Origin of the sequence: Afipia massiliensis, assembly GCF_001006325.2 — a bacterium.
GTDB lineage: Bacteria > Pseudomonadota > Alphaproteobacteria > Rhizobiales > Xanthobacteraceae > Afipia > Afipia massiliensis_A.
In genome coordinates this window covers 2673896-2694472 of the sequence record NZ_LBIA02000001.1, presented here as the reverse complement: position 1 = coordinate 2694472, position 20577 = coordinate 2673896, and the positions used below count along the sequence as shown (strand labels likewise).

The 20577-nt window shown below is 62.2% G+C and carries 22 protein-coding genes and 1 other RNA gene; 14 read left to right on the top strand and 9 right to left on the bottom strand.

The features are described 5' to 3' along the window. Positions 1 to 3: 3 nt before the first annotated feature. The 3 genes from YH63_RS12870 to YH63_RS12860 form a co-directional block, all read right to left on the bottom strand. Complete coding sequence (locus tag YH63_RS12870; RefSeq protein ID WP_046827258.1) at positions 4 to 498, bottom strand: tripartite tricarboxylate transporter TctB family protein; 495 nt, start codon at positions 496 to 498, stop codon at positions 4 to 6. An 87-nt stretch (positions 499 to 585) separates the two neighbouring features. Further along, on the bottom strand, positions 586 to 1125 hold the full coding sequence (locus YH63_RS12865; protein ID WP_046827259.1) for a chromate transporter: 540 nt from the start codon (positions 1123 to 1125) through the stop codon (positions 586 to 588). Beyond that, entirely contained in the window at positions 1115 to 1717 is a 603-nt protein-coding gene (locus YH63_RS12860; RefSeq protein WP_046827260.1) for a chromate transporter, read from the bottom strand. The genes YH63_RS12865 and YH63_RS12860 overlap by 11 nt, the downstream gene beginning before the upstream one ends. Positions 1718 to 1842: 125 nt before the next feature. Between YH63_RS12860 and ssrA the strand changes: the two genes are divergently transcribed. The 6 genes from ssrA to YH63_RS12830 all read left to right on the top strand — a co-directional run bounded on the left by ssrA (position 1843) and on the right by YH63_RS12830 (position 5821). Continuing rightward, positions 1843 to 2205, top strand: a transfer-messenger RNA (tmRNA) gene (gene ssrA / locus YH63_RS12855). A 191-nt stretch (positions 2206 to 2396) separates the two neighbouring features. Next, positions 2397 to 2909, top strand: coding sequence for an SspB family protein (locus YH63_RS12850; RefSeq protein WP_083992569.1), 513 nt, complete (start codon positions 2397 to 2399; stop codon positions 2907 to 2909). A 149-nt stretch (positions 2910 to 3058) separates the two neighbouring features. After that, the gene (gene fumC / locus YH63_RS12845; protein WP_046827261.1) at positions 3059 to 4462 is read left to right on the top strand and encodes a class II fumarate hydratase; all 1404 of its coding nucleotides are present in this window, start codon (positions 3059 to 3061) and stop codon (positions 4460 to 4462) included. Between the two features lie 318 nt (positions 4463 to 4780). Continuing rightward, positions 4781 to 4969: a DUF4169 family protein gene (locus tag YH63_RS12840; RefSeq protein ID WP_046827262.1), complete on the top strand. Its 189-nt coding sequence runs from the start codon at positions 4781 to 4783 to the stop codon at positions 4967 to 4969. After that, entirely contained in the window at positions 4966 to 5238 is a 273-nt protein-coding gene (locus YH63_RS12835) for a ribbon-helix-helix domain-containing protein (protein WP_046827263.1), read from the top strand. Before YH63_RS12840 ends, YH63_RS12835 begins: the two co-directional genes overlap by 4 nt. Before the next feature lie 247 nt (positions 5239 to 5485). Continuing rightward, positions 5486 to 5821: a ribbon-helix-helix domain-containing protein gene (locus YH63_RS12830; RefSeq protein ID WP_083992570.1), complete on the top strand. Its 336-nt coding sequence runs from the start codon at positions 5486 to 5488 to the stop codon at positions 5819 to 5821. Here the strand turns inward: YH63_RS12830 and YH63_RS12825 are convergent. After that, complete coding sequence (locus YH63_RS12825) at positions 5818 to 9483, bottom strand: AsmA family protein (protein WP_046827264.1); 3666 nt, start codon at positions 9481 to 9483, stop codon at positions 5818 to 5820. The two genes, YH63_RS12830 and YH63_RS12825, sit on opposite strands and share 4 nt — an antisense overlap. A gap of 161 nt (positions 9484 to 9644) precedes the next feature. Here YH63_RS12825 and YH63_RS12820 point away from each other — a divergent pair, with 161 nt between their 5' ends. Next, positions 9645 to 10505, top strand: coding sequence for an SAM-dependent methyltransferase (locus YH63_RS12820; RefSeq protein ID WP_046829546.1), 861 nt, complete (start codon positions 9645 to 9647; stop codon positions 10503 to 10505). Positions 10506 to 10514: 9 nt separating this feature from the next. Here YH63_RS12820 and YH63_RS12815 read toward each other — a convergent pair whose 3' ends face one another. Both YH63_RS12815 and YH63_RS12810 read right to left on the bottom strand, forming a co-directional pair. Continuing rightward, a complete protein-coding gene (locus YH63_RS12815) occupies positions 10515 to 11339 on the bottom strand; it encodes a 2-keto-4-pentenoate hydratase (RefSeq protein WP_046827265.1) in 825 nt (274 codons plus the stop codon). Beyond that, positions 11336 to 12748 (bottom strand): FAD-binding oxidoreductase, encoded by a 1413-nt coding sequence (locus tag YH63_RS12810; RefSeq protein ID WP_170978690.1) that lies wholly within the window; start codon positions 12746 to 12748, stop codon positions 11336 to 11338. Before YH63_RS12810 ends, YH63_RS12815 begins: the two co-directional genes overlap by 4 nt. 109 nt (positions 12749 to 12857) lie before the next feature. Between YH63_RS12810 and YH63_RS12805 the strand changes: the two genes are divergently transcribed. Beyond that, positions 12858 to 13376: a thioesterase family protein gene (locus YH63_RS12805; protein ID WP_046827266.1), complete on the top strand. Its 519-nt coding sequence runs from the start codon at positions 12858 to 12860 to the stop codon at positions 13374 to 13376. Positions 13377 to 13409: 33 nt separating this feature from the next. Here the strand turns inward: YH63_RS12805 and YH63_RS12800 are convergent, their stop codons facing one another. After that, positions 13410 to 13583 carry a DUF1328 domain-containing protein gene (locus YH63_RS12800; RefSeq protein ID WP_046829548.1) on the bottom strand — a complete coding sequence of 58 codons (174 nt, stop codon included), beginning with the start codon at positions 13581 to 13583 and terminating at the stop codon, positions 13410 to 13412. 281 nt (positions 13584 to 13864) lie between these two features. Between YH63_RS12800 and YH63_RS12795 the strand changes: the two genes are divergently transcribed. The 5 genes from YH63_RS12795 (at position 13865) to YH63_RS12775 (ending at position 18668) form a co-directional block, all read left to right on the top strand. Then, positions 13865 to 16363 carry an ATP-dependent helicase gene (locus YH63_RS12795; protein WP_137325192.1) on the top strand — a complete coding sequence of 833 codons (2499 nt, stop codon included), beginning with the start codon at positions 13865 to 13867 and terminating at the stop codon, positions 16361 to 16363. Positions 16364 to 16426: 63 nt separating this feature from the next. Continuing rightward, a complete protein-coding gene (locus YH63_RS12790; RefSeq protein ID WP_046829549.1) occupies positions 16427 to 16621 on the top strand; it encodes a type II toxin-antitoxin system HicA family toxin in 195 nt (64 codons plus the stop codon). Between the two features lie 7 nt (positions 16622 to 16628). Then, positions 16629 to 16919 (top strand): type II toxin-antitoxin system HicB family antitoxin, encoded by a 291-nt coding sequence (locus YH63_RS12785; RefSeq protein ID WP_046827268.1) that lies wholly within the window; start codon positions 16629 to 16631, stop codon positions 16917 to 16919. Between the two features lie 70 nt (positions 16920 to 16989). Beyond that, positions 16990 to 17910, top strand: a complete 921-nt coding sequence (locus tag YH63_RS12780) for an ABC transporter ATP-binding protein (protein ID WP_046827269.1) — start codon at positions 16990 to 16992, stop codon at positions 17908 to 17910. After that, the gene (locus tag YH63_RS12775) at positions 17907 to 18668 is read left to right on the top strand and encodes an ABC transporter permease (protein WP_046827270.1); all 762 of its coding nucleotides are present in this window, start codon (positions 17907 to 17909) and stop codon (positions 18666 to 18668) included. The genes YH63_RS12780 and YH63_RS12775 overlap by 4 nt, the downstream gene beginning before the upstream one ends. 57 nt (positions 18669 to 18725) lie before the next feature. Here YH63_RS12775 and YH63_RS12770 read toward each other — a convergent pair whose 3' ends face one another. Both YH63_RS12770 and YH63_RS12765 read right to left on the bottom strand, forming a co-directional pair. Then, a complete protein-coding gene (locus YH63_RS12770; protein ID WP_046827271.1) occupies positions 18726 to 19061 on the bottom strand; it encodes a hypothetical protein in 336 nt (111 codons plus the stop codon). Between the two features lie 235 nt (positions 19062 to 19296). Continuing rightward, the gene (locus YH63_RS12765; protein ID WP_046827272.1) at positions 19297 to 19599 is read right to left on the bottom strand and encodes a hypothetical protein; all 303 of its coding nucleotides are present in this window, start codon (positions 19597 to 19599) and stop codon (positions 19297 to 19299) included. Between the two features lie 216 nt (positions 19600 to 19815). On the opposite strand from YH63_RS12765, the gene YH63_RS12760 reads away from it, so the two are divergent. Further along, a complete protein-coding gene (locus YH63_RS12760) occupies positions 19816 to 20574 on the top strand; it encodes a L,D-transpeptidase (protein ID WP_046827273.1) in 759 nt (252 codons plus the stop codon). Positions 20575 to 20577: the final 3 nt, after the last annotated feature.

Sequence of the window (20577 nt, the reverse complement as noted above, 5' to 3'; positions counted from 1 at the left end):
CCCTCAGCGCAGAACGCGTGGGAAAAGATCGAGCGGCAGCCCGAGCGCATAGGGGAACAGGAGCGCGCACCCGATCGTCAGGAATATCCCGACGATGAGGGTCTCCTTCCACTTCGTCTCATCGCTTCCCATCGCGGCAATCATGAAGCATATGAACGACGTCACGATCAGACCGAGCGGGCGTATCGCGACAGAGAAGACCAGGATTGCCGCGGTCACGAAAACTGGACCGCGAATGCCGTAACGTTGCAGCGGCGGTCCCTCGGCAAGAAACCCGGTGAGGGCAACGCCGGCGCCGAGCGCCAGAAGAAGAAATGCAAACATGCGCGGCGCGGTGCCCGGACCGAACGAGAACCCTCGCGTGCCTTGAAGATCGCTGGACGCCCACAGAGCGAACAGCGCAATCGCCATCAGGGCCAAGCCGCCGTAAAAATCCTGTGGTCCCTTGATAAGCCCGCGCGCGGGTTTTCCCGCAGCGCGATCTGGCGCTTCACTCATCGTCATCCCCCTCTGTCGTCGCGGGCTTAGCCCGGTCTGCTCTTGTTTGCAGAGGTGCCTCCGCACCCCATTGCTTAGCTATTTTCGTCAGACGACGCCAGCAAAACCGAGAATGCCGCCCACAATCAAAATCCATAGCGGGTTGAGCCGGGTAGCCAGTGCAAGTGCTGCTGCGCCGGCAATAAGAACCACTGCGACCCACGTACCGCCGGTCGTTATCGTGAGAATGAAACCACTGGCGCACATCAGCCCGATGGAAATCGGAACCAGCGCCGCCTGCAGGACCGCGGGCCAGATCGACTGGCTCGAGCGGGTCAGCATATTGCTGACGAAATAGGCAAGGACGGCGGACGGACCGCACATGGCGAATGTTGCCACCAACGCACCCGCGATACCGGCGACGTGATAACCGATCAGCGTCACGATCAGCACGTTTGGTCCCGGCGACAATTGTGCAATAGCGAACATATCCGCGAACTGCGCATCCGACATCCAATGCCGAACCTCGACGGCGACGCGATGCATTTCAGGGATCGTTGAGTTTGCTCCCCCGATGGCGAGAAGCGACATCAGACCGAAGGTCCACGCCATGGTGAGCAGCGTGCCCGTCGGCGTATCACGATGCACCCCTTCTTCGCAGAATGAACGCCACCACAACGCTGAGTGGAATCGCAATCAGCAGGACCGGCACCAGCGGCAACCGCAGCAATCCGATCGCAACGAACACCGCGGCTAACAGCGCAAGCGCGACCGGATCTCGCCGTTTCAGCAGCGGCATCATCATGCGTGCGATGACCGCGAGGAACAGCCCGACGGCGGCGCAGGACACGCCCGCCAGCGTCCGCTGCAGTGCAGGAATTTCGACGTATCGCGCATAGATCGCCGCCAGCACGGTGACGATCACCACTGGAGGCCCGACCAGGCCCAGAAAGGCCGCGATGCTTCCCGGGATGCCGCGGAAGCGTGCGCCGAACACCACCGACAGGTTGACGATGTTGGGACCGGGTAAGAAATGACAGAGCGCGAAGGCTTCGTTGAATTCCTCCGGCGTCATCCAGCGATGCTGATCGACGATGGCGCGCCGCGCCCACACCAGCACGCCGCCGAACCCCGCAAGCGACATCTTGGCGAACGCCACGAACAGCTCAACGAGCCCCGGACGCTCCGGCGCGGCGGTTTCAGGGCGCCGGGGAATCGCTGAAGCGCTGTCAGGAGGCATGACCCGATTTAGAATGGAGCCCGACAGAGACCAACCGATTTTCCAGTGCAGCACGCATGTGCTGGACGCGAATCGGGACATTCCCCACCGAAAGCCGCACAGAGCCCTCCGCGAGGCGGAAACCCGGCCTTTTGCCATGAGAATTTACCCCTATATTTAGGGGTGCCGGTTCGTCGGTATGGAAATAAATGGCCGTCGTAATAAACCATTCGGACCCGGGGGCAGCACCCGGCGCCTCCACCAAAGCCCGGATTTCTGTCACCAGTTGGCGGATTTTGGTGGGGGCGAAACAGGATCCGAGGGCGTAAAGGGCTCGCTTTTTCTCGGTATGGTTCTCCCGTTATCGGGTATCCAATAGTTGCAAACGACAACTATGCTCCGGTTTGCGCAGGCTGCGTAACGCAGTTTGAAAAACCAGGTCTAAAGTTCTGGCGGATTAAGCCCCTCTAGGCGGGGTTCGGAGGCACCTGGCAACAGGAGCCTCCACTTTACTTTCACTGGACTGCATTGAATTTGTCAGTCGCATGCGTTGCGGCCCGAGAGAATATCTGCGATCTGCGCTGTGCGGATGCTGACCTGCGGGCCATGACCGGATAGCATGGATCAAACTGCGAGTCGGAACGTTCGAGTCTGGTCACTCCGCAACTCGAATTCGACTGGCCACCTTTTACAGGACCACATGATGGCGACGACGACCGATCACATTCGTTACGATGTCCTCGCGCGCGATGCGCTGCGCGGCGTGCTGAAGCATGTGCTCGCGGATGCCGCCGAGCATGGCCTTCCCGGCGAGCATCATTTCTACATCACGTTCGTGTCCAAGGCCGAAGGCGTGAAGATCTCCCCGCGCCTGCTGTCGCAGTATCCGCAGGAAATGACCGTCATCCTCCAGCATCAGTTCTGGGATCTGGTCGTCACGGATGACCGCTTCGAGGTCGGGTTGTCGTTCAACGGGATTCCCGAGCGTCTCGTCATTCCGTTCAGCGCGATCAAGAGCTTCTTTGACCCATCGGTGCAGTTCGGCCTGCAGTTCGAGCCGGTCGATGAACCTGCCGCAGCGGCCGAAACGCCTGTGGAAACGCTGCCGGTCGCGGCTGCGCCGGAAGCTCCCCCTGCTGAAGCCAGCGACGAGCCCGTCAAGCAGGGTGAAGGCGCCGAAGTCGTGCGGCTCGATCGCTTCCGCAAGAAGTAATCCGCCGAAGGGCTTCCTCTACCTCTCATCATCTCGAAGCTTTCTAAGCTTCAGCGCGCGTTTCTCGCGGCGAGAGAGCGTGCCGCGGTTGCGTGCATCCGCTGTGAAGTCCTAAACTTCGGTGTCCCCACAAAGCACCGGAAATCACCATGGCCGCCTCGAAAACGACAACGCGCACCGAAACCGATACGTTCGGACCAATCGAAGTGCCAGCGGATCGCTACTGGGGCGCACAGACCGAACGCTCGAAGCACAACTTCAAGATCGGCGTTGAGCGCATGCCGACGCCGATCGTTCGCGCGCTGGCCATCGTCAAGCTCGCATCGGCGCAGACCAATCTCGAACTTGGCCTGCTCGATCAGCGCCGCGCCCGCGCCATCGTGCGCGCAGCGCGCGAAGTGATCGACGGCAGGCTCGACCATCATTTCCCGCTGGTGGTCTGGCAGACCGGCTCGGGCACGCAGTCGAACATGAACCTCAACGAGGTGATCGCCAACCGCGCCAGCGAACTGCTCGGCGGCGAGCCCGGCACCAAGAAGCCGGTGCATCCAAACGATCACGTCAACATGAGCCAGTCGTCCAACGACTCGTTTCCGACCGCGATGCATATCGCAGCCGCCGAGCGCATCGCCAACGACCTGCTGCCTGCGCTGACCATTCTGCTGAAGGCGCTGCGGCAGAAAGAGAAGGCGTTCGCGAAAATCGTCAAGATCGGCCGCACCCATACGCAGGACGCGACGCCGTTGACGCTCGGCCAGGAATTCTCCGGTTACGCCGCGCAGGTCGAGAGCGGCATCGCGCGGGTGCGTGCTGCCGCGAAGGATCTCTATCCGCTGGCACAGGGCGGCACGGCGGTCGGCACCGGCCTGAATTCCAAGCCGCGATTTGCCAGGCTGTTTGCCAAACAGGTCGCCTCCCTCACCAAGCTGCCGTTCACCAGCGCGCCGAACAAATTCGAGGCGCTGGCGTCGAACGACGCTTATGTCTTCGTGCATGGCGCGATCAATTCCGTCGCGACCGGACTGTTCAAGATCGCCAACGATATCCGCCTGCTCGGCTCAGGTCCCCGCTCCGGTCTCGGCGAATTGATCCTGCCGGAAAACGAGCCTGGCTCGTCGATCATGCCCGGCAAGGTCAATCCGACCCAGTGCGAAGCGATGACCATGGTGTGCTGCCAGATCTTCGGGAATCACACCGCGATCACCGTCGCCGGCAGCCAGGGCCATTTCGAGCTCAACGTCTACAAGCCGGTGCTAGCGCACTGCATGCTGCAATCGATCCAGTTGATGGCCGACGCCGTGCGTTCGCTTACCGAACACTGCATCGTCGGCATTCGCGCCGACGAAAAACGAATCGACGAGTTGATGCGGCGCTCACTAATGCTCGTGACGGCGCTGGCGCCGAAGATCGGTTACGACAATGCCGCGAAGGTCGCAAAAACTGCTCACGCGCGCGGCACGACATTGAAAGAAGAGGCAGTACGTCTCGGTCTGGTATCCGCCGCCGAGTTCGATCGGCTTGTGAAGCCGGAGAAAATGACTCATCCCGGCTAGAGCAAGTCGTTTGCCGCTTAGAGCAAGGCGTTTGCGCACATTAACTCGTTGTAACGTTCGGACATGAACTCGTTGTAACTTTCGGACATGTCGTCGCACCGCCTAAAGTCCTAGGCCTATTGGCTACCATCCGCAGCGCAACGCATGGTAGCTTTTCACATCTGCCGCGCTGCATCAGCGCATCGAGAACGAATAATATTTTGAAACGGACTCGCATGAGCAACTCGCTCTGACGAGTCCCCAACAGGACAAAACGAAGCCGGCGTTATCGCGTGCCGCATCACTCGTTGAGAATTGTCCTATCAATAAGGAGGGGTCATGGGCGATCTGGTCAACCTGAAGCAGGTCAAGAAACGCATCGCGCGCGAAGAAGCGGCGAAGCAGTCAGAGACCAATCGCGCTCGCTTCGGCCGCACCAAGAACGAACGCAGCCGCGACGAACTCCAGGAAAAGCGCGCCAGCGACGTCCTCGATCAGCACCACCTTGATGATCGGACGCCAGCATGAAATCGCCTGTCGTCAAACGATCGATCGTCGTCGCGGGCCACAAGACCAGCGTCAGCCTCGAGGAAGCCTTCTGGAATGGCATGAAGGAAATCGCATCGGTGAGAAGCCTCACCTTGTCCGAACTGGTGGGCGAGATCGATGGCGGCCGCCAGCAGGGCAATTTGTCCTCCGCGATTCGGCTGTTCGTGCTGGATTACTTCCGTTCCCGCGCGACACCGACGGCTGGAAACGGCAGCAGCCGGCTGCAGGCGGAAGGTCCTCATCCGTAATTTTCCGCATCGGACAGTTACGATCCTGACTCCGTCATAGGTTTTCGCACGAATACCGCCGGGTGCTGCTTTCAGTTACTATGTACCCGTGTCTCGAAACGCATGCCGTTTCGAGACCGGCTGCGGGGGGCCGCTGTATCCTGATCCGTGCAGTCCGATCAGACATCGTGCCAATGTGTCAGCCTCATCATTGGCGAGACCGCGTCTCGCCGCGCGCGGTCGCTTGGCCAAAATGGGGGACCCTTCGATGCAGAACGATACCATCGTGCAGAGTACGGACCGGACGGATGGCGGCCTCATGCGCAGCGTGAAGGAATTCGCAGTGGTCAAGCGCTCCGTTGTCGTCGGCGGTCACAAGACCAGCGTCAGCCTCGAAGACGCCTTCTGGACCAGTCTGAAGGACATTGCGACACGTCGCGGCCTGCCGCTCTCGACCCAGATCGACGCTATCGACCGCACGCGCAAGACCGCCAACCTGTCGTCCGCGATCCGGCTGTTCGTGCTGGACCACTTTCGCACCCGCGCCGTCACGTCGATGTTTATCGGTGAACGGCAGCCATCGCCGAGCATCGTGCCCGGCTAGAACGTTCCTGCCGGTGCGGCGGGCCGCTGCTTTTGCATCCGCATGACGCCCGGCGCCGGCTTGATGTCGATCGGCGGCGGCAACGGCTGCACCACCGTGCTGCCGTTCGGCGGACTTGACGACAGACTTGGCGACGGACCTGGGGGCGGGCTCACCGCAACAGGCGCGCGTGGCGCGGCGGGGACGCCTGCCGGTGCCGCCTTCGCTCCCGAGCTCTTTCGCCGCGGATCGCGAATGGGAATCTTCACTTCGGACGGCGGAATGGGCTCGGCAGCCGGCAATTCCTCATCCCACAGTTCATCCGTCTCCGGTTCCGGCGCAACGCCACGCTCAAGCTGATCGAGCCGCCGGGTCTCGCGATCGATCGCGCGCATTCCGAGCCACGACGACAACGCCGCGACGTCAACAGCACGCGCCATCCCATCGGGCGAGCCGTTCAGGTCGACACGAACTTCGGGACGGCCGTTGATCGGTCGAGTGGTTACGGGCGACATCACGGCACGCAGGTCGGCCTGATCTGCCAGCAGGTCATAACCTCCCGCAATCGCAACGCGCGCGCGCTTGGCGTTGAGCGTCGCCGCCTCAATCCGCAGCCGTCCCTCCTTGAGGCTGAACGGAATTTGCGCGGATGGCACCGTCAGCGTGCCGCTGGCCAGGACAGGCTCAACAATGTCCTTCAGCTTGATATCGTCGGTCGCCTGCCCGCCGTCGCTGGCGCGTAATGCTACTTCGAACGCCCGTGGATCGAGCCCCGCGATACGTGCCTCTGTCACAGTCAGCGTACCGGCGCCCGAGAGTGCGCCGGTCAATCCGGCGGCGCTGCGGCCCTGCCCTGCGAGCGTCATTTGCAGCGCAACCTTGCCGCCGGGCATCGTCAGGCTGCGATAGCGAAGCGCCGCGCCATCGACGCCGGAGAGTTGGACACGAGCGTTGAAAGACGTGCCTTGATTAGGCCCTTGCGCGGTTTGCCGCGCATCGAGATCGATCGCCGCTTCGCCGCCGCCAATGCCGGCCTTGAAATTCTCAAGCGTCAGCGACTGGCCGTCGCCCTTGATAGTCCCGCTGACCGGACGCAACTCTGTGCCGCCCGGCAAGACTCCGCTCAGCGCCTGAAACGCCAGCTTGCCGCGCCAGCCGCGCAACCAGCCCCGGTCGAGCGGCGACGATGCATCATGACCCGCCGCTCCAAAGGCCAGACCCGTCACAGCCGCAAGATCGAGCGTGTCGAGTCCGATCTCGCCATCGACACCAGTCTCATCGCCACGCGTCAGCACCAGCCGCCCGCGCAGCCGCGATCCCCCCATCGTTGTGTCGAGATCATCGAAGGTGAAGATGTTGCCCGCCACGCCGAGGCGCGACGACAGGACAATCGACGGCATGCTCGCCGGTCTCAGACCGAGCAATGCCGCGAGATCGGCGCGGCGCACTGCAACCGTCAGCACCGCCGTCGGTTGATCCGCCCACGGATTCCCTGTGCCCTGGATATCGCCATCGACGCCGGTGCCGACCAGCCTGGCCTTCAGTTGCAGCGGCGAACCCCAGATACCGGTTGCCGACGACTCGAATTGCGCGGGGCCGTCACCCGCGGACACGATGCGACCAAGGCCCAGCGCCTGCACTATGCTTGCCGTGTTGTTCGCAGTCAGTTTCGCTTCAATATGGAATTCGCTTCCGCCCAGCGCGGCGAGATCGACCCCGCGCGCGATATCGATGTTCGGCGCCGCCGACAGCGTGATCGCGCCTCTGACCTGCGGTGCATCGAGATCGAGCACCGCGCGGGCATTGGTGCGGCCGGTGCGATCCTTCGCCTTGGCAAAATCGGCTTTCAGTTGCACGCGCGCAGCACCGGGCGACGATCCCAGCGCATTCAATCGCTCAGCGGCAATGGGTGCAAACGGCGCGATGAAGTCGCCGATTTGCGCGAGCGACGGCGCTGCGGCGTCCAGTGCGAGCTTGCCGTTGCCATCGATGCGGTCGAACGATCCAGCGCCGCTGATTGAAAGATCGCCATTGGCATCGCCGATCTGAATCTGGTCAAGTGCGATGGTCTTTGGCCCATAACTCAGAGTGGCGGCAACCGGACGCACCTCCTGTCCCGCGACGAGGGCACGTCCAGCATCAAGCGAGATCTGCGCCTCGTCCGGCCACGCGGATTGTGGTCCCGCCAGCATGCCGGCAAGCGACGACATCGCATCAACATCGAGGCTGGCAGCCTTCAGCGCCGCTTCCAGCCGCGTCTTGCCGTCGGCGATTGTCAACAGCACGAGGCGGCCTTCGATTTCGCCGCCGTTGACCTCGGCCTTCATGCCGTCGATCCCAATACGATCCGCCGTCACGGTTGCACCGCCGCGCATACGTAACGGCTTCTGATTGCGGTACGTGGCGTCGGTACGTCCCTGCAGCCACGCCGCCAGCACATCCGGATCAGAGGACTCGATATTGACCGGCCCAGTAAAGCGGGCCGACGGTCCGGGCTCGGAGATCGTGCCACTCGCCGTAACCCGCGTCGCACCGGGCGCGCGCATCTCGAATTTTCCGATGGTCCAGGACTTGTCGTCCGCGCGCAGTTCAGCGACGACATTCTGAAGCGGACGCCCGCCCAGCGCGATCTGGTCCGAACTCAATTCGATCTGTGCCGGAAGTGGCAACGCTGGCAGCGACGTCACCATTGTCCGCAGTGCAGGGAGCAACCGCAACGGCTCCATGTTCGTCGTGCCTCTGGCCAGCAGCCGGTCGGCATCGAGTTGCCGCGCCGACAGCGCGAGACGCAGCAATGGCGACGCACCGAAACGCATATCGCCGCCGCCGGTCAGCCGCAGTGCGTTGTCGTCGGGGCCATACGCCGCTTCGACCTGTTCAAACGCCGCGGATGACGGATTGGCCTTCACCCGCGACGACAGCTTCCATGTCTGCCCGGGTTCGGTGGATTTTACATCCGCCGGTCGCGCCAGTATCAACGCGCCCTCGAATTTCGGGACTGTATTGTCGAATGTCAGCGTACCGTCGAGATCGACCAGTAGCGGACGTTCGCCCGGCTCGGCAGTGAAGTGCACGCGCGTCCCCTTGCCGTCATTGCTTTGACCCGACGAGATGCGGAACGGCGTTTGTGCTCCGAGCAGCGTGAACGAGCCCTCTCCGCGCATGCTGCTGGCAAGCGCGCGCACGTCGCCGCTGAATTTGAGATCATCAATCCGCAGCGTCGCACCGCTCGACGCATCATGCAGCGCGATCCGCCCCGCGACATTCATGCGGTCGATGGCGAGCGACCCGAGATTGAACCGGCCGGCGGTGGACGGCCACTGGAAACGGCCTTGGCGATCAAGGCTGAGGTCGAGCGCGAAACCGTCCAGCGACAATTCGGTGGCGCGCCATTCGCCTCGCATCAACGCGCCGAGGTCGAATTCAACATCCAGCTTGCCGGCTCGGATCTTGGCCGGGTCCTTGTCGCCGCCGACAGCAACATCACGCAGCCGCAGCGTCGGCGTCGGCAGCAGCAGCGCGTCGAGCTTGCCGGTAACCCGCACCGGCGTACCAATGACGCGGGACGCCTCCGCCTCGAACTGCGGCCGAAACTGGTTCCAGTCAACGAAATACGGCCCGACCAGCGCTGCGAGCAGCGCAAGGATGAGAGCGATGGCCAGTCCGAGCAGCGTGGTCTGCAAGGTCTTTCCTCAGTGGGATCGGCCGATCTTATGATGGCAGCAGCACCATATCGCACAGCAGCGCGATGGGGCACCGGATGGCACGAATATTGAACCTGTCGATTGCTTCGAATACTAAATTTAACGTCCCCTGTTCACAACCCTGTAACCCAGTGAGCACGATGTCCGAAAAGCCGGTACGGCCAGCGGAACGAACGGGTGCCTCGCCCGAGGCAATCAGGTCGCATTACGACATGGGCAACGATTTCTTCCGGCTCGTTCTCGATCCAGAGATGATCTACTCGTGCGCCCTGTTCGAGGGCGACGACGATCTCGCGACGGCACAGCGCCGCAAACTCGACCATCACATCCACGCAGCCGGCGCTGCGGACACCGCGCGGGTTCTGGACATCGGCTGCGGCTGGGGCGCGATGCTCCGGCGGCTGGTGGACCATGCTGGCGTCGCCCATGCGGTGGGGCTGACGCTCAGCCCGTCACAGGCCCAATGGATTCGCGATAGCGGGAACCCGAAGATCGAGGTGCGCGAGCAGGACTGGCGCGACCACAAGCCGGAACGCCGCTACGATGCGATCATCTCTGTCGGTGCCTTCGAGCATTTCGTTCAGAAGGGCCTCGATCCGACGGCCAAGCTCGACGTCTACCGCGAATTCTTCGCCTATTGCGACAGCGTGCTGGCGACCGGCGGCAGGCTGTCGCTGCAAACCATCGCCTATTCCGAGCGGCACAAGGTTCTGCCGTTGCTGGAAAAGACCTTCCCCGAAAGCGATCTCCCGCTGGAATGGGAACCGATCGCCGCCGCCGAGGGTCGCTTCAGCCTGATCGCTGCGCGCAACGATGCCGACCATTACTATCGGACGCTGATGATGTGGGAGCAGAATCTGCTCGCCAATTATGACAAGGCTGTTGCGCTCGTCGGCGAGGCGTGTGCGGCGGAGTTCCGCCGCTACCTGAAACTGTCGGCTACCGGCTTCCGCATGGGCATGGTCAGCCTGATGCGTTACAGCTTCCGGAAGAAGTACTGATCGCCCCGATCAACTGAAGCGGACGCCAATGCTGCCTAGCGGGATGCCGGACACCGTTGTGGTCCATGTCTCGCCCGGCCTGATCGGCATGGCGCGCGTCAGCGTGCCGGTGGTGACAATCTCTCCCGCCGCGAGGCCCGGGTTCAAGTCGTCCTTGGCCAGCACGCCCACGAAATGACGCAGGGCCGACAGCGGTCCGCCGAGCACGTTGCGCGCATGGCCGCGATCCACGACAGCGTTATTGCAGGCGAGTTCGACATCGAAATTCGAAAGCTGGTTCAGCCATGTTTCGAAATCACCGGAAACCCGATGCCGCTCACCGATCAGCATCGCGCCGTGCAGGCCAAAGGCCGCCACCGTATCGGACGCGGCGAATTTCCAGTCGGGATAGATCGACTGCACGACCTCGTAACCAAGCGCCAGCCAATCGATGCAGGACAGCAGATCGCGCTCGTCCATCGCCGCATCGGGCGCCGCCGACAGACCGAATACGATCTCAGGCTCGATCCGCGGATCGGTCAGTCCGGCGAGGGATGCGATTCCGCCGATGTCGACCAGATTGCGAACCGTGCGGTCATACATGTAGCCCCAGATCGGGCCATTGACGTTGTACTGCGCCCAGATCGTGCTGTTGGTGAAGCCGATCTTGCGGCCCAGCACCTTTTCGCCCCGCGCCTCGCGCATCTGCCGGACGATGGGCGTAACCCTGTAGGCCTCATCGAGACCGAAGGCCGGGTCGCGCGATGAGAACGGTGCAATCTGGCGGCCCTGACCGAGGACCGACAGAACCTCGGTGGCGATATCTTTCGCATCCATCATCGTCGTCGCGGTCATGACGGCAGGATCTTGCCGGGATTCAGAATGTTGTGCGGATCAAGCGCTGCTTTCAACGCGCGCATGGCTGCGACGGCCTCAGGTCCAAGCTCGGCCTCAAGATACTTTTGCTTGCCCTGGCCGATGCCATGCTCGCCCGTACAAGTGCCATCCATCGCCTGCGCCCGCTCCACCAGCCGGTGCAGGAACTCTTCGGCGCGCCGCATCTCGTCGGGATCGTTGACATCGCAAAGCAGCGAGCAATGGAAGTTGCCGTCACCGACGTGGCCCACTATGGGCGAAATCAGCCCCACCGTCGCCAGATCTTTCTCGGTCTCGACCACGCACTCGGCCAGCCGCGAGATCGGCACGCAGACATCGGTGGCGACCGCCTGTGCACCGGGACGAAGTCCACGCACCGCCCAGTAGGCATCGTGCCGCGCCTGCCACAGCCGCGTGCGGTCTTCCTGCCGCGTGGTCCATTCGAACGATCCGCCGCCGCATTCGGCGGCGATCTCGCCAAACATCCGCGACTGCTCGGCGACATCCGCCTCGGTGCCGTGGAATTCCAGCAACAGCAGCGGCGTTTCCGGCAGTGACAACTTTGAATAGGCGTTGCAGGCCGCGACCTGCGCTGCGTTCAGCAGTTCGATGCGCGCCAGCGGAATACCGGTCTGAATGGCGAGAATGGTGGCGTTGCAGGCGCCCTGCACGCTTGTGAACGAACACGACGCAGCGGCGATGCTCTGCGGGATGCCGCGCAGCTTGATGGTGAGTTCAGAAATGATTCCGAGCGTACCTTCTGCGCCGACAAACAGATGCGTGAGATCGTAACCCGCCGCAGATTTCTTGGCCCGCGTGCCTGTCGTGATAATCTCGCCGTCAGCGCGCACAACCTTCAGCGCGAGAATGTTGTCGCGCATGGTGCCGTAGCGCACCGCATTGGTGCCGGACGCGCGGGTCGAGGCCATGCCGCCGATCGACGCATCGGCGCCGGGATCGATCGGGAAAAACAAACCTTGATCGCGCAGGTGCTCGTTGAGCGCCTTGCGGGTCACGCCCGGCTCGATCACGCAATCGAGATCGTCGGCATGGACGGCGAGAATGCGGTTCATCTCGCGCAGGTCGATGCAGATGCCGCCCGCGGGCGCGTTGACCTGCCCTTCCAGCGAGGTACCGGTGCCGAACGGAATCACAGGCACGCGATGCTTCGCGCAAATCCGCACCACATCCTGAATGTCCTCGGTGGTTCGCGCCATGATCACCGCATCCGGCGGCTGCATCGGCAGCCAGGTGGTGGTATGCGCGTGCTGCTCGCGCACCGCCTGCGAGGTGATGAGATTGTTGCCGAACCGTGCGGCGAGCGCTTCGATGGCGCCCGAAAGCGCGGATGGTGCCGGACGTGTCAGGGCTGCGTTGGAGAAGGCCACGGTCGCTCGTTTCGTTCGGATGCTGTTTCGTTCGATGCTGTTGTGGCGCGAAGCGTGGCAAAGGATGTATAGCGGGTCAAGTGATAGGCTCAGCGAACCGGAATTTGAGATGACATCAAGCACGCTTTCAAAAAACAATGCGGCGCAACATCTGGCCGCGCCATTCCTCACCACAGTCATGCAGATCGAGCCGCAGTGGATCGACTACAACGGCCATCTCAATATGGCGTACTACAACGTCCTGTTTGATCGCGGCATCGACCAGATGTGGCTCGAGCTCGGGATCGGCCCGCAGTACATGAAGGAACGCAACGGCTCGACCTTCACGGCCGAGGCGCACGTTCGCTATCTGCGCGAGGTGCATCTCGGGGATCCGGTGCAGGTGTCGGTCTATCTGGTTGCGGCTGACGAAAAACGCATCCACACGTTCGAGGAACTGCGTCATGCCACCGAGGGATGGATTTCAGCCACCTCGGAGAACATGACGCTCCATGTCGATATGAACGCGCGCAAAACCGCGCCGTTTCCGCCGGATATCGCCGCGCGCATTCGCGAGGTCGCCGCGGCTCATGCCGCAGTGCCGCGGCCGGATGGCATCGGCCGGCGCATCGCCATGCCGGTCAAATGATCCCAGCCGCCACCACAGCCTGACCATAGGTTGTTACGGACCGGTGCCGCGCCGCGCCAGACCCACAACGGCGGAAATCAGGAACAGAATAAGGGCGACGAAGAACACGATCTTGGCGATTTCGATCGACGCGCCCGCAATGCCGCCGAAGCCCAGAAGGCCCGCGACCAGCGCGATAATCAGAAATGTGACCACCCAACTCATCATGGCTCGCTCCTGCGGTTTGTTCAGGGGGAGCGCAGTGCGCTCCTGCTGCAAAACCAATCCTGCACAGGAGCGAAAGTTCCAGGCGCTAGAGGCGCCCAAAACCCCGAGAAGCCAGTAATCAGGCGGAACAAAATGCACCGATCGCGGCGCAGCGGGTTGCATGACCTTGGGAAAACAAGCCTGTCCGGCAGGCCTAATCGTGCCTATATCTCCCCCGATCCTGATATGAAGCCTCCCCTTCCCGGCCTCACGGTGTCATCGTGGCCGCAAAGACGAATCGCATGACCGAACCGAACAAGCTGCCGCCACTAGATCCTGTCCGCGATGTACCGAGCCACCAGCCTGCCGCTGGCGGTATTGCCGCGCGCGCCCGTGCCGCTGCGGCTCCCCAATATCTGACCGCGCTCAATCCCGAGCAGCGCGAGGCGGTGGAAACCCTCGACGGGCCGGTTCTGGTTCTGGCCGGTGCGGGCACCGGCAAAACGCGCGTGCTGACCTCTCGCATCGCGCATATCCTGTCGACCGGCCGCGCGCGGCCTCATGAGATCCTCTCCGTCACCTTCACCAACAAGGCCGCGCGCGAGATGAAGCACCGCCTCGGCCAGATGCTCGGCCAGGCGGTCGAGGGCATGCCGTGGCTTGGCACCTTCCATTCCATCGGCGGGCGGATCCTGCGCTATCACGCCGAACTGGTGCAGTTGAAATCCAATTTCACCGTGCTTGATGTTGACGACCAGATCCGTCTCCTGAAGCAGCTTCTGCAGGCCGAGAACATCGACGACAAGCGCTGGCCGGCGCGGATGCTGGCCGGACTGATCGACGGCTGGAAAAATCGCGGACTGACGCCATCGCAGGTGCCAGCCGGCGAAGCCGCCGTGTTCGGTAATGGCAAGGGCGGCAAGCTCTATGCGACCTACCAGGAGCGGCTGAAGATTCTCAACGCCGCGGACTTCGGAGATCTTCTGCTGGAAGACATCCGGTTGTTTCGCGAGCACCCCGACGTGCTGCGCCAGTATCAGCAGCGCTTCAAATACATTCTGGTCGACGAGTATCAGGACACCAACGTCGCGCAATATCTCTGGCTTCGTTTGCTGGCGCAGGCGCCGTCCAAACAAATGGTACCCGGTCCGGGCGTTGTGCAGCAGCCCGCTGATGAAGGACTGGATGCTCCAACCCTGACTGTCGCCGCGCCGAAAAACATTTGCTGCGTCGGCGACGACGACCAGTCGATCTACGGCTGGCGTGGTGCGGAGGTCGACAACATCCTGCGCTTCGAGCACGATTTCCCCGGCGCAAAAGTCATTCGCCTCGAGCGCAACTACCGCTCGACCGGTCATATCCTCGCCGCCGCCTCGCATCTCATCGCGTACAATGAAGGCCGCCTCGGCAAGACACTGCGCACCGAGGACGAGGACGGCGAGAAAGTCACCGTCACCGGCGCATGGGACTCCGAAGAAGAAGCCCGCGGCATCGGCGAGGAGATCGAGCAGCTCCAGCGCGCTGGGCAGAAGCTCAACGAGATCGCCATTCTGGTACGCGCCTCGTTCCAGATGCGCGAATTCGAAGATCGTTTCGTCACCCTTGGCCTGAACTATCGCGTGATCGGCGGACCGCGGTTCTATGAGCGCGCGGAAGTCCGCGACGCGCTGGCCTATCTGCGTGTCATCAATTCACCCGCCGACGACCTCGCCTTCGAGCGCATCGTCAACACCCCCAAGCGCGGCCTTGGCGACGCCACCGTACAGATGCTGCATGACATCGCCCGCAAGCGCCGTATCCCGCTGACCGAAGCCGCTCGGTCCGTGATCGAGACCGACGAACTGAAGCCGAGGGCGCGCGGCAGCCTGCGCGACGTCATGACCAATTTCGACCGCTGGCGCTCGCAGCGCGACATCGTTTCGCACACGCAGCTCGCCGAAATCGTGCTCGACGAGTCCGGCTACACCGAGATGTGGCAGAAGGACCGCTCCGCCGACGCCGCGGGCCGCCTCGAAAACCTCAAGGAGCTCGTGCGCTCGATGGAGGAGTTCGAAAACCTGCAGGGTTTCCTCGAACACATTTCGCTGGTGATGGACCGCGAAGGCAATGCCGACGACGATGCGGTCTCGCTGATGACGCTGCATTCCGCAAAGGGGCTGGAATTCGACAACGTGTTCCTGCCGGGCTGGGAGGAAGGCCTGTTTCCGAGCCAGCGCACGCTTGATGAGCAGGGCCGCGCCGGACTCGAGGAAGAACGCCGCCTCGCGCACGTCGGCATCACGCGCGCGCGCAAACGCGCCATGCTCTATTTTGCCACCAACCGGCGCATTCATGGATCGTGGACGACCACCATTCCGTCGCGCTTCCTTGATGAGCTTCCGACGGCCAATGTCCAGATCACGGAATCCAAGGGCGGCTCGGGATGGGGCGGCTCAGGCGGCTATGGCACATCGCGGTTCGACAATGTGGAATCCTTCGGCTCGACCTACACGACGCCGGGCTGGCAGCGCGCGCAGGCCAATCGCGCCCGCAACGGCGGCAGCGGCTTCGATGAAACCGGCGCGCGTTACGACTCCAGCTCACGCAGCAGCAGCAGCTTCAACCGCAAGGCGACGGTGATCGAGGGCGAACTGATCGCCAAATCTACCGGCGCCAATTCCGATTTCTCGCCCGGCAACCGGGTGTTTCACCAGAAGTTCGGCTACGGCCGCGTTGCCAAGGTGGACGGCAACAAGCTCACCATCGCCTTTGAAAAGGCCGGTGAAAAGAAAGTGGTCGACAGCTTCGTTACGAAGGCATAGCGGCGCTTAACAACAACTGTTCATCTCTAGTCTTCCGTCATAGGATTCGACGGGGGAATGGACATGCTCACCAATAGCCGCGAAATCATTCGCCGCCTTCAGAAGGAAGGCTGGTTGCTGGAGCGCGTCACCGGCTCGCACCATGTCTTCAAAAGTCCCGTTTCCGGTGAGACCATCGTTGTTCCCCACCCCAAGAAGGACTTGGGGAAAGGCCTCGTCCATGCCATTTATAAGGGCGCAGGCTGGAGGCCTGACTGAGGTTGGCATGACCCACTATATTGCCATCGTTGAGGACGCAGGACCGGACCACGCTATCGGCGTGTGGTTTCCGGACCTTCCCGGCTGTTTTTCTGCCGGTGACAATATCGATGAAGCACTGCGCAATGCGCCCGAAGCCTTGGAGCTTTATCTCGAAGACTTCATCGCCGAACGGAAGCCATTGCCACCCGCTCGCACCCTGACGGAGTTGAGGAACGATCCTGAAGTGGCAGAAGATATCAAGAATTATATGGTCGCATTGATCGAGCTTCCGACCCGCGCTCACGCCGCCGAATAGGCGTTATGCGTTGCGCATCGACGCGGGCGCGCCTATCTCTGCATTCCCTCCCTGCCCCGCAGATAGCCTCATGTCCCCCATTATCTCCGTATCCAATCTCTCGAAGACGTATCCGTCTGGCCTCACCGCGCTGAAGAATATCAATCTCGATATTCGCCGCGGCGAGATCTTCGCGCTGCTCGGTCCGAACGGCGCCGGCAAGACCACGCTGATCAGCGTGATCTGCGGCCTCGCCGTGCAGACCGCGGGCACAGTGACGGTGGATGGGCATGACATCGTCAAGGACTACCGCGCCGCCCGCTCGATGATCGGATTGGTGCCGCAGGAACTGCATACCGACGCATGGGAAAGCCCGTGGTCGACCGCCTCGTTCAGCCGGGGCCTGTTCGGCAAGCCGAAGAACCCTGCGCATATCGAAAAGGTGCTGAAGGACTTGTCGCTGTGGGACAAGCGCAAGAGCCAGATCATCACCCTCTCCGGGGGGATGAAGCGCCGTGTGATGATCGCCAAGGCGCTGGCGCACGAACCGCAAATTCTGTTTCTCGACGAACCCACCGCGGGCGTCGATGTCGAATTGCGCAAGGCGATGTGGGAGGTCGTGCGCGGCCTGCGCGACGCCGGCGTCACCATCATTCTGACCACGCACTACATCGAGGAAGCCGAGGAGATGGCCGACCGGGTCGGCGTCATCAACAAGGGCGAAATCGTACTGGTCGAGGAGAAGGCCAAGCTGATGCAGAAGCTCGGCAGGAAGCAGCTCAAGCTGCATCTGCAATCGAAGCTCACTGAAATCCCCGCCGCTCTCGCCGCGCACCATCTCGAACTGTCGCCGGATGGTGAGGAACTGGTTTATACCTACGACACCAAAGGCGACCGCACCGGCATCACCGCCCTGCTGAACGACCTCAATCAGGCCGGTGTCCGCTTCAACGATCTCAATACGACGCAAAGCTCGCTGGAAGAGATTTTCGTCAGTCTGGTGCACCAATGAACTTTCACGCGATCGGTGCCATCTACAAATTCGAAATGGCGCGCACCTTCCGCACGCTGCTGCAGAGCGTCGTCTCGCCGGTGATTTCGACGTCGCTTTATTTCGTCGTGTTCGGTGCGGCCATTGGCTCGCGCATTACCGAGATCGACGGCATCAGCTACGGCACCTTCATCGTGCCGGGCCTCATCATGCTGTCGCTGTTGACGCAAAGCATCGCCAACGCGTCGTTCGGCATCTATTTCCCGAAATTCTCCGGCACCATTTACGAACTGCTTTCCGCGCCGGTCTCGTCGTTCGAGGCCGTGGTGGGTTACGTCGGGGCCGCTGCGACCAAGTCGATCATCCTCGGTCTCATCATCCTCGCCACCGCCGGACTGTTCGTGCCGCTGAAGATCGCGCATCCCTTCGTGATGCTGACCTTCCTCGTGCTGACATCGGTGACGTTCAGCCTGTTCGGTTTCATCATCGGCATCTGGGCCGACGGCTTCGAAAAACTGCAGGTGATCCCGCTGCTGGTGATCACACCGCTGACGTTTCTGGGCGGCAGCTTCTACTCGATCCACATGCTGCCGCCGGTCTGGCAGACCGTGACGCTGTTCAATCCGGTGGTCTATCTGGTCAGCGGCTTCCGCTGGAGTTTCTTCGAGATCGCCGACGTCAGCGTCGGCGTCAGCCTCGGCATGACGCTCGGATTTCTCGCGCTATGCATGATCACCGTGTGGTGGATCTTCAGGACCGGCTACCGGCTGAAAACCTGACACCAAACGAAACACGCCCCGCAAGCGGGGCGCGTTGGACGCACACGGCTCTGCCGGTCAGTTCGGACGCCAGTTTCCGTTGCTGTCATAATAGCCGCTAGGGCCGCTGCCGGGCGGCGGCACCTGCGCCGGCTGCACGGCTTGGCTAACGCCATTACCGACCACGCCGAGCGTGCCGGCCACGGCACCAACACCTGCACCGAGCGCGCCGCCGACCAATCCGCCAATCGGACCCGCCGCGGTTTTCCCCTGATACGTCCCTTGCGCGGCGCCGCTGATGGCGCCGTTAATGGGATCCTGCTGCTGAGCGGCGGCTGGCATCGCCAGAAAAGCGAGCGCCGCTGCCGTACGCGCGACACCTGAAACGGATATGAACGAAGCTGCAATCGTCATGTGAGGAAACCTCCCTGCCCGGCCGAATCCCGGCCATGCCTCGAAGCAAATCAGCAAGCTCGAAGGTGCGTCAGGTTCGGGGGAAATACAATGCGCGATAGCGACACATCTGGAGCGTTTCTTATTTCAAATTGGTTCTAACGAGACGGCTAACCCGCCCGCGCCCCAACACCGGCGCATGAGAAATGGCGCATCCGTTTCGAGATGCGCCATTTGGAAAGCTCCCACCGTGTGATTAGCGATGGCGCTTGTGGCGATAATGGCGGTGACGGTAGCTGCGGCGATTGTCGATCCCGAGCACGCCGTTCACGCCTCCAACGATGCCACCGACACCTGCACCGACCGCACCGCCTACGGCACCGCCGACCGGGCCAGCCGCACGGTTACCCTTGCGAACGCCCTCGTTTGCGCCGCCTTCCATGCCTCTGATGACGCCCTGCGCATGCGCCGCGATCGGCAACGCCAGAACGGCCAGCGCCGCTGCGATAAACGTGAAACGGCGATGCGCCGTGAACATGAACAGAGCCTCAGTCTTCATTGCGGGATATCTCCATAAGCGGCCGAATTTCTGACCTGCCCTGTAACGTCCCGGCACGGCGAAAGTTGCGTCAAGTTTGGCGAAAACACGCCACAAACAAGCACCGTTCACGAAACTGTAGGGCCGCCCGCATCAACCTTAAGACGAAGTGGCTGTTAAAAAAGCCACTTTCCATGCTTTATTGCGGGCTTGAGGGGCAGAGACGAGGCGAGTGTCATGCGTGCGATTTTCATTTCGATGACCGGCTTGATGCTGCTCTCCGGCGGCGCAGCGCAGGCGGCGGTCTCCATCCTGGTCAACAAGGACACGCAGCAGATGACCGTCTCGGTCGATGGCACACCGCGCTACACATGGCCCGTCTCCAGCGGCAATCCCTCGCACGAAACACCGAACGGCAGCTTCAAGGCCTTCCGCATGGAAGAGGATCACTACTCGAAGGAATTCGATGAAGCACCGATGCCGAACGCGATCTTCTTCACCAAGCAGGGCCACGCCATCCACGGCACCGACGCCGTCAGCCGTCTCGGCAACCCGGCCTCACATGGTTGCGTGCGGCTATCGCGCGCCAACGCACTGAAGCTGTGGGATCTCGTCAAGTCCGAAGGTCTGCTCAGCACCACGGTGACCCTGACAGGATCGTCGCGTGTTGCACTCGCGCGCAATCCAAGGAGCCGCACGACCGTTGCACGTGGCGATGCGGATGCGATCGGCCAGCCAGTCCAGATTGCGCCGCAGAGCGGATACAGCGAGGACCTCAACGCCAACACGCGTTCGCGCCAGCCCTCTCAGGATCGAGCCTACCGCGATCAGGCTTATGCGCAGGACCAGGCTTACTACGGGCGCGCGGACGCTGGCCCGATGCAGCGTCGCATTTATCAGAACAGCTACGGCTATCAGAACGGATATGGCTACGGTTACGAGCCGCGCCCCAGGTATCAGTCACCGCGCGGCGGGTATTACTACTACGCCGACTAAACG

Coding starts and splice junctions, on each gene's coding strand:
- YH63_RS12870 (WP_046827258.1), bottom strand. CDS start 498: ATGAGTGAAGCGCCAGATCGCGCTGCGGGAAAACCCGCGCGCGGGCTT.
- YH63_RS12860 (WP_046827260.1), bottom strand. CDS start 1,717: ATGCCTCCTGACAGCGCTTCAGCGATTCCCCGGCGCCCTGAAACCGCC.
- YH63_RS12850 (WP_083992569.1), top strand. CDS start 2,397: ATGATGGCGACGACGACCGATCACATTCGTTACGATGTCCTCGCGCGC.
- fumC (WP_046827261.1), top strand. CDS start 3,059: ATGGCCGCCTCGAAAACGACAACGCGCACCGAAACCGATACGTTCGGA.
- YH63_RS12840 (WP_046827262.1), top strand. CDS start 4,781: ATGGGCGATCTGGTCAACCTGAAGCAGGTCAAGAAACGCATCGCGCGC.
- YH63_RS12835 (WP_046827263.1), top strand. CDS start 4,966: ATGAAATCGCCTGTCGTCAAACGATCGATCGTCGTCGCGGGCCACAAG.
- YH63_RS12830 (WP_083992570.1), top strand. CDS start 5,486: ATGCAGAACGATACCATCGTGCAGAGTACGGACCGGACGGATGGCGGC.
- YH63_RS12820 (WP_046829546.1), top strand. CDS start 9,645: ATGTCCGAAAAGCCGGTACGGCCAGCGGAACGAACGGGTGCCTCGCCC.
- YH63_RS12815 (WP_046827265.1), bottom strand. CDS start 11,339: ATGACCGCGACGACGATGATGGATGCGAAAGATATCGCCACCGAGGTT.
- YH63_RS12805 (WP_046827266.1), top strand. CDS start 12,858: ATGACATCAAGCACGCTTTCAAAAAACAATGCGGCGCAACATCTGGCC.
- YH63_RS12800 (WP_046829548.1), bottom strand. CDS start 13,583: ATGATGAGTTGGGTGGTCACATTTCTGATTATCGCGCTGGTCGCGGGC.
- YH63_RS12795 (WP_137325192.1), top strand. CDS start 13,865: ATGACCGAACCGAACAAGCTGCCGCCACTAGATCCTGTCCGCGATGTA.
- YH63_RS12790 (WP_046829549.1), top strand. CDS start 16,427: ATGCTCACCAATAGCCGCGAAATCATTCGCCGCCTTCAGAAGGAAGGC.
- YH63_RS12785 (WP_046827268.1), top strand. CDS start 16,629: ATGACCCACTATATTGCCATCGTTGAGGACGCAGGACCGGACCACGCT.
- YH63_RS12780 (WP_046827269.1), top strand. CDS start 16,990: ATGTCCCCCATTATCTCCGTATCCAATCTCTCGAAGACGTATCCGTCT.
- YH63_RS12775 (WP_046827270.1), top strand. CDS start 17,907: ATGAACTTTCACGCGATCGGTGCCATCTACAAATTCGAAATGGCGCGC.
- YH63_RS12770 (WP_046827271.1), bottom strand. CDS start 19,061: ATGACGATTGCAGCTTCGTTCATATCCGTTTCAGGTGTCGCGCGTACG.
- YH63_RS12765 (WP_046827272.1), bottom strand. CDS start 19,599: ATGAAGACTGAGGCTCTGTTCATGTTCACGGCGCATCGCCGTTTCACG.
- YH63_RS12760 (WP_046827273.1), top strand. CDS start 19,816: ATGCGTGCGATTTTCATTTCGATGACCGGCTTGATGCTGCTCTCCGGC.